This is a genomic window from Candidatus Omnitrophota bacterium, from assembly GCA_023227985.1.
In the GTDB taxonomy this organism is placed as follows: Bacteria; Omnitrophota; Gorgyraeia; order Gygaellales; family Profunditerraquicolaceae; genus JALOCB01.
Window position 1 is genome coordinate 1 of sequence record JALOCB010000051.1, and the last position, 7,398, is coordinate 7,398.

Below are 7,398 nucleotides of genomic sequence, written 5' to 3' on the forward strand. Positions count from 1 at the left end.
CTTTTTTAGGTTCTTCGAATGTCTTCCATCTCAACGGCCGATCGTGCTGGTGCAGTTTGATCCGCTTGGCCATTTCCCTGTCCAACGCCTGACAGGTGGCGATGAACGCCACTTTCTTATGCTTTTCAGCGAGGCTGGCGGCGTATGTGCTTTTTCCGCTCCTTGCCCCCCCTGTTATAAAGATTATCTTTCCCATATTTTGTAGACGTTGTAGCTAACTCTTTTTGTTATAGATGTTTACAAATAAATGTTTTTGCTTCCTTAATTTGTAATTTATTTGTAGCTTCTTCCCGGACGTTGGTTTATGAACGACGTCTACAATAGTGGCGGTCGCCGGGCTGGGGATATATTCCCAGAACTTTTTATTACGCAATATTCTGGTAAGGAATATGCTGATCGAGCCGCCGTGGCAGACTATTGCTATGGTTTTGTCCTTGTTGCTTTTGACTATTCCGTTTATCGCTTTTTCTATCCTGTTCTTGAACGCGTTCAGGTTTTCCGCTTTAGGCATAGGGTTGGAATAAGGGCTTTTAAACCATTTCCGGTAAGCGGCCGGATATTTTTTAAGTATCTGTTCATAGGTCAATCCTTCCATCACCCCGAAGTTTACTTCCCGCAATTGTGCCAACCGGATTATTTTAGAATCGCCAAAAACGATCCTGGCTGTCTGCAAAGCGCGTTTCTTGCTGCTGGAGTATATTTTGTCAAAGCGGACGGATCGTAATTTACGGCTAAGCCGGGTTGCCTGGAGTTTTCCCTCTTTGCTTAAAGGCACATCGATCCTGCCGCAGTATATCCCTTTTTGGTTCCATTCGGTTATTCCGTGCCTGATCAAATATAGCGTGGTCGGCATTATTTTTCCCCCGGTACTAATACCACATTGGGTTTTTGGGTTATCGGATTACTGTTGACCAGGACCAGGGTCTTGTATACCGACTCGATATTCTGGTAAGTAAGCACTTCTTCCGGAGTCCCTTGTTTAAATACCGCGCCTTCATTGATCAGGGCAATGCGGTTGCAGTAAGCGCTGGCCAGGTTAAGGTCGTGCAAGACCATAACGATGGTCAGATTATTATTGCGGTTTAATTTCTTCAACAGGTCCATCGCCTGTATCTGGTGTCCGATATCCAAATGCGATGTGGGCTCGTCCAGGAACAATAATACCGGCTCCTGCGCTAATGCCCGGGCAATGACCACCCGCTGTCGCTCGCCGGCGCTTAATTCATCGATGGATTTTTGTTTGAGCCCCCGGGTATCGGTTATCTCCAGGGCCGCCTCGGCTATCTTTATATCTTTCTTTGTCTCAAATTGCAGCCTCTTCAGGTGCGGGATCCTGCCCATCAGGACCATTTCTAATACTGAAAATGAAAAATCCGTGGGGATATCCTGGGATACAAACGCCACGTTGCGGCAGAATTCTTTTAGGTCCATCTGGAAAATATTCCGGCCTTTGAAATATATCTCACCTTTTGCCGGCGTAAGCACGCGGGTAGCCAGGCGTAAAAGCGTGGTTTTGCCTGAGCCGTTCGGGCCGATAAGTCCGAGGAAATCGCCTGGGCGCGCTTCCAGCGACACGGATTTGATAACCTCCTCATGGTGGTAACCGGCGCTTACATTGTCTATTCTTAACAAGGCGTCCATCAAATCTTTTTCCCTCTTTTTAAGAGTATAATGAATAGCGGCGCTCCGATCATTGCAGTGATCACGCCTATCGGTATTTCCACCGGCGAAAACAGCGTCCGGGAAATCAGGTCGCAGGCGACCATGAACAAAGACGCGGCAATGCAGGTCGCCGGGATGAGCACTTTGTGGTTCGGCCCTACTATCCTGCGCATCATATGCGGGACGATCAAGCCGACAAACCCGATTATCCCGCAGATACAGATCAGGCAGGCGGTGATCAACGCGGTAGTCAGGATCATAATCTTTTTTATATTCTGGGTGTTGATTCCCAGGTGCATCGCTTCTTCTTCTCCCATGCTGATGGCATTCAGGTCCTGCGAGAATATATAGATCGCTATTATCCCCAGGATCACCGGAACGCTGATCAATCCGACCAGCCGGGGGTCATAAACCTGCATATTTCCCCATAACCACCAGCTCATCTCGTGTATAGCGGCGTTGCCGGATATGGATATCAGAAAAACGATCACTGCTGATAATGCGATCGAAACGATCACGCCGGCCAGGATCAGGGAATTATCCGAGATGCGCGTGCCTTCTCTTGCCAGGTTATAGACCAGGATAATGCTCGCTACTGCTCCCAAAAACGCCGCCAAGGGCATATATATCCTGGAAAGGCCGAATATTATGCCGGCTACCGCGGCCAGTCCGGCGCCGCTGGAAGTGCCCAGCAGGTACGGTTCAGCCAGTGGATTGCGCAATATGGCCTGCAAGGCGATCCCGGAAACAGCCAATCCGCATCCAGCCAGGATCGCGGCCGCGATCCTTAAAATACGCATATGCAGGATCAACTGGTTTCCCTTCGATAACAGCCCAGCCAGCGGAATATTGACCGCGCCGTTAGTTATCCCCAAGATTATGGCGATGATCAGCAGGCAAAATAATATAAAGAATTTTTTACTCGGATATTTCGGCATTTTGCGGGTATAATCGTTTGAATATTTCTTTCAGCCCATCGGTTATTCTCGGCCCCGGCCTTAAGAGGATGTCCGGGTCTATATCATTAAATACCCTTTTGTCCTTTACCGCCTTGATCTGTCCCCATCCGAACCTGGATTCAAGCAGCTTTAACGGCGTTTCTTTATCCATGTAAGTCATTATTATGCATTCCGGATCAAGGCTTATCACCTTTTCTGCGCTGTAATTGCAGAATGGCCTTACCACATTATGTGCGACGTTTATTCCGCCGGCCATAGTGATCAATTCATCGATGAAAGAGCCTTTTCCCGCGGTCATCAACGGCTCATGCCAGATCTCGACAAAAACCTTCACTCTTTTGTCCTGCGGGATGCTTTGGACCAGGACGTTTACCGTCTCGATGTCTTCGAACATTTTACGCAGCAATCTTTGCGCTTCTTTTGTCCGGTTAGTGAGCGCTCCGATATCGTTGATAGTCTTGAGCAGGTCGCCTACGGTCGCCGGATCAGCGACATAAATATGGGGAAATATCTTTTTTAATTCCGCGATCGCCGGTAGCTGTTCCAGGCCGGTGCCGAAAATATAATCCGGGCGCAGGGAAATTATCGTTTCCATGTTCGGATGGCTGAAATCGCCGATTTTCGTTTTTGATCCCGTCTCTTCCGGATAATTACAGTATGTGCTTACCCCTACTATTTCATCATCCAGGCCTAAGGCGAAAAGTATCTCCGTAGTGGACGGCGCCAGGGAAATGTAACGCGGGGCGCCGGAGGAGGGAACTGTTCCCGTCTCCGCCGAGCTGTTGTTAGCCGCGCAAGGGAACTGTTCCTGGCCAAAGAGCAATACCAGGCAAATTATTATGATTATTTTCTTCATAAATTTAAAATTTTCATCCCTCGCGTAAACGCTCGAAGATTTCCCGGAAATCTTCTGCGCACGCTTCGGGATTTTTCGGCCAAACAACTTATGTTCGTCAGCTGCGCTTCCTCATAAGTTGTGGCCTCAAAAAAATAACCCTGATTTCAGCTTATCACTGACATCAGGGTTGCACCCAAATATTACTTGGCCCTTTCCGCGAGGCGTTACGTTTTATATAGGCAGGTCTTCTGGCTCGGGTATCTTCCTACTTGCTGCGTCTTCCCATCCTGCGTTAACAGGATAGTGACATTTACAGCTTTCGTCCACCCTTACAGCGGCGGGACCGCACTCGAATTCATACACTTCGTTCAACCGAAGGACGAGTTTCCCTAAACCTATATCACTAACTTGACTCTCTTAAGATACCACCTGCCGATAAATTGTCAAACAATATTTTAAAGCGGTTCTGAGGTATGCTTAAAAGTGTCCCCAGAACCGCCCCGATGCATTATTTCAACTTGTTTTTTATCTCCTGAGCCACTTTTTTACCGGATAACAGCATCCCGCCGAATATCGGCCCCATTCTGGGCGCCCCATATACCGCGTTCGCGCACATCCCGCAGACATATAGCCCCGGAGCTACTTCTTTGGAATTCCTTACGATCGTATCCTCTCCTACTTCAGCCCACATGGATTGTTCGCCGTTTACTTTACCGGACGATGTCTTTAAAGAAATACCGGATTTTCTTTCCGCTATGCGCGCTACTTCAGCGGCGTGTCCGGTGGCGTCAACCACAAAATCCGCCGCCATAGTGATAGGGTCAACATGAAGATTGGCCATTTGCACCGCTGTCCAGTTCAGCACCAGTCCGCAGATCCTGTTCTTGCGGATCATCACGTCTTCCGCGCTGATCAAGTTGAATATTTTTACCCCGGCTTTAATTGTTTTTGAACAGATAGTGGAAACTGTTTCCAGGGAATCCGCCAGGTAGTAATTTTTCTCATATAATCGTGTTCTTACCCCGAATTCATCAAGGATGGCTTTGGCCTTTTCCTGAAATACGATCTCATTGAACATTATCCCGCCGCCCCACATTCCCCCGCCCACGGACAGTTTGCGTTCGAACATTACCACTTTTTTTCCCTGTTTGGCCAGATAATAGGCGCAGCACATCCCGGCAGGGCCGGCGCCGACTATCGCCACATCCACGTTCAAAGCGTCGACCAGCTTGTTGTTGTATGATTCGATGATGGCTTTTGAGATCTTTATTTCATCCAGCTGCATGGCAGGCTCCTTTGGTTATCCCTCGCGTAAGCGCTTGAAGATTTCTCTTGAAATCTTCTGCGCCCGCTTCGGGATTATTTCGCAGACGGCCTTCGGCCTATGGTTTACGTCGTGCCAATACTCCGTAAATCATCTGCTCAATAAAAAACCCCTATGCCGCAGGCATAAGGGTTAAATAAGACCTTCGTTCCCTACGCTGGCATTATCCAGATCAGGTTATTAGGGTAATCCGCTTACCGCGCGGAACTCTCAGGCTGACGCACAGCCTCCCCTGTTATTATATATAATTACAGCATAAATCTATTTTTTGTCAACTGTTCAATCCGCGGGCAAACCAATTCTGCGTCCTTAAACAGAATTTAACTAACATCAGCATTACCGGCACTTCGATCAGAACGCCGACAACCGTAGCCAGCGCCGCTCCCGATGAGATCCCGAAAAGCATAGTGGCTGTGGCTATGGCGACTTCAAAATGATTGCTCGCGCCGATCATTGCCGAGGGGGCCGCGTCTGCATAGCTTAACTTCAGTTTCTTCGCCAGCCAGTAGGTGATCGCGAAAATCAAACAAGTTTGGATAAAGAGCGGGATCGCTATCCATAGGATGGTCAGCGGCTGCGCGAGGATCACCGCGCCTTTAAATGAGAACAAAAGTATAAGCGTAAATAAAAGGGCAATGATCGAGACCGGCGACAGAATATGCAGGAACTTCTCATTAAACCACTCTGCGCCTTTAAACGATACGATCCATTTACGCGAGAAATATCCTGCCACAAGAGGCAAAGCCACATAAATAACAATCGATAATAACAACGCCTGCCAGGGAACAGGCATCCTTCCTACGCCCAAAAGAAATCCCCCTAAAACCCCGTAAAGCACGAGCATGGTCAGGGAATTAATAGCCACCATGACCAATGTGTGCCCGTCATTGCCTTTAGCCAGAAACCCCCAGACTAAAACCATAGCTGTGCAAGGGGCAATGCCTAACAAAATACACCCGGCGAAATAACTGCGCCATAAAGGCACCTGGAGCATCTTCAGCCCTTCATGCGTAACAACCGTTCCCGCGCCGTGGACAGAGCCCAACAGCCAATCCGCCCCGGGAGGCAATTTAACAAAATCAATCGCCTGCGCGCCGATAAATCCTTTGAACAAAACTCCCAGAAAAATGTAAGCTATCGCGTACATGGTAAAAGGCTTTATTGCCCAGTTCACAAAAAGCGTCAACCATACCGGTTTAGGCGATTTACCGGCTTTGATAACTTCGGCGAAATCGATCTTGACCATTATGGGATACATCATAAAGAACAAACATATCGCGATAGGTATTGAAACCACCGGGGCACCGTTCACATAGATAGACATGCCGTCTAGCATCTTTGCCGCCTCGGGAGCGATTTTTCCGGTCAATACGCCTAAGGCGATACATATAAAAACCCACAGAGTAAGATATCTTTCAAATAATCCTAAACTCCTTTTTTCGTGAACAGCGCTCTTCATGTTTTTATCCTTTTTTTAACAGATAAACCCATATGTAATATATCCCGGCCAGGATAAATATCAGCCCGGTGGCTTTGCGCATAATGTATTCTATCCTGGTCATCCATTTGAACCAGCGGTTCAATGACGATATGCCCAGGGCGATCAAGAAAGCGAATAATAATACCGGCAGGCCTGTCCCAATGCCGTAGATCAGCGGCAATAATGCCCCGGGTTTATATTTAAGCGCCAGCGGTATAAGGCTGCCGAAGAAAAGCGCCGCGGATATTGGGCAAAATGCCAGAGCGAAGAACAATCCTAAAGCAAAAGCCCCTCCTATTCCGGCGCCGGCAAGTTTATCCTGTTGCCTGGCGGAAATCGTAATTGCCTTGAAATTTAACTTTAAGATATCTAATAAGAATAACCCGGTAAGGGTCAATATAATGCCGAAAACTTTATTGATGTATCTTTGCAGCCAATTAGCCAGGGTCGGGACGCTTAAGAGCGAGTTAGCGATGATAATCCCCAGGAGCGCGTAGGAGATCATTCTGCCGGTAGTATAAGCCAGGCCCGAGAAGAATACTATTTTAGGATGGGCTATTTTTCTCGCTAAGAAAGAGATCGCGGTTATATTAGTCGCCAGAGGGCAGGGGCTGATGGAAGTTAAGATCCCCAGCCATAACGCGGATGCCGCAGCTATCAGGATGCCATCCATTATGACTCTTTTAAGAAGTTGGACACCTCTTCTTTAACATATTCCAGGAACCTTGCCTTATTGCCCACAAGCTCCCATATCCGGGTAAGGTTTTTCGACCGTAGCTCCTTCCCGTCTTTTATCCGGGAAATAACTAATGCCTTGGTGTAAAGCTGATAGTCGTCTATGAAATGCGCGTTTTCTTTCTCCTCCACGTTAATTACTTTGAACAGGAGTTTTCCGGAAGCCAATTCATCTTTGAAATTGTTTTCAATCGCCTCTTGGGAATATTGCTCCAACTTGTGGCAGGTCGCGCAGCGGACATTTCCGTGGAAATAATACGCGTATATCGCGGCAGCCGGCGTATTGTCAGCGGCAAAACAAACAGCGTTTGATCCGATAACGCAGAGAACAAAAAACAATCGTTTTATCATCGTAGACGTTGTACCTAACTCCCAGTTGTATAAGAATTTACAATTAAAT

Annotated in this window: 9 protein-coding genes and 2 riboswitches; all 9 genes read right to left on the minus strand. The window is 47.7% G+C overall.

Annotated features, from left to right (window positions below; genetic code table 11):
- The coding region (locus tag M0R35_07490) for a bifunctional adenosylcobinamide kinase/adenosylcobinamide-phosphate guanylyltransferase (protein ID MCK9595499.1) at window positions 1-196 on the minus strand (196 nt) is incomplete at its 3' end.
- Between the two features lie 18 nt (window positions 197-214).
- Entirely contained in the window at window positions 215-853 is a 639-nt protein-coding gene (locus tag M0R35_07495) for a histidine phosphatase family protein (protein MCK9595500.1), read from the minus strand.
- A complete protein-coding gene (locus M0R35_07500; GenBank protein MCK9595501.1) occupies window positions 853-1,641 on the minus strand; it encodes an ABC transporter ATP-binding protein in 789 nt (262 codons plus the stop codon). The genes M0R35_07495 and M0R35_07500 overlap by 1 nt, the downstream gene beginning before the upstream one ends.
- Complete coding sequence (locus tag M0R35_07505) at window positions 1,641-2,600, minus strand: iron ABC transporter permease (GenBank protein MCK9595502.1); 960 nt, start codon at window positions 2,598-2,600, stop codon at window positions 1,641-1,643. Before M0R35_07505 ends, M0R35_07500 begins: the two co-directional genes overlap by 1 nt.
- A complete protein-coding gene (locus M0R35_07510; GenBank protein MCK9595503.1) occupies window positions 2,581-3,477 on the minus strand; it encodes a cobalamin-binding protein in 897 nt (298 codons plus the stop codon). Before M0R35_07510 ends, M0R35_07505 begins: the two co-directional genes overlap by 20 nt.
- A gap of 202 nt (window positions 3,478-3,679) precedes the next feature.
- Window positions 3,680-3,873: riboswitch (cobalamin riboswitch) on the minus strand.
- 94 nt (window positions 3,874-3,967) lie between these two features.
- Window positions 3,968-4,744: a sulfide-dependent adenosine diphosphate thiazole synthase gene (locus tag M0R35_07515; GenBank protein ID MCK9595504.1), complete on the minus strand. Its 777-nt coding sequence runs from the start codon at window positions 4,742-4,744 to the stop codon at window positions 3,968-3,970.
- 171 nt (window positions 4,745-4,915) lie between these two features.
- A riboswitch (TPP riboswitch) is annotated at window positions 4,916-5,027 on the minus strand.
- Between the two features lie 27 nt (window positions 5,028-5,054).
- On the minus strand, window positions 5,055-6,242 hold the full coding sequence (arsB, locus tag M0R35_07520; GenBank protein MCK9595505.1) for an ACR3 family arsenite efflux transporter: 1,188 nt from the start codon (window positions 6,240-6,242) through the stop codon (window positions 5,055-5,057).
- 4 nt (window positions 6,243-6,246) lie between these two features.
- Window positions 6,247-6,936, minus strand: coding sequence for an aromatic aminobenezylarsenical efflux permease ArsG family transporter (locus tag M0R35_07525; protein MCK9595506.1), 690 nt, complete (start codon window positions 6,934-6,936; stop codon window positions 6,247-6,249).
- A partial coding sequence (locus tag M0R35_07530) for a nitrophenyl compound nitroreductase subunit ArsF family protein (protein ID MCK9595507.1) occupies window positions 6,936-7,398 on the minus strand: 463 nt, incomplete at its 5' end. The genes M0R35_07530 and M0R35_07525, both read right to left, overlap by 1 nt.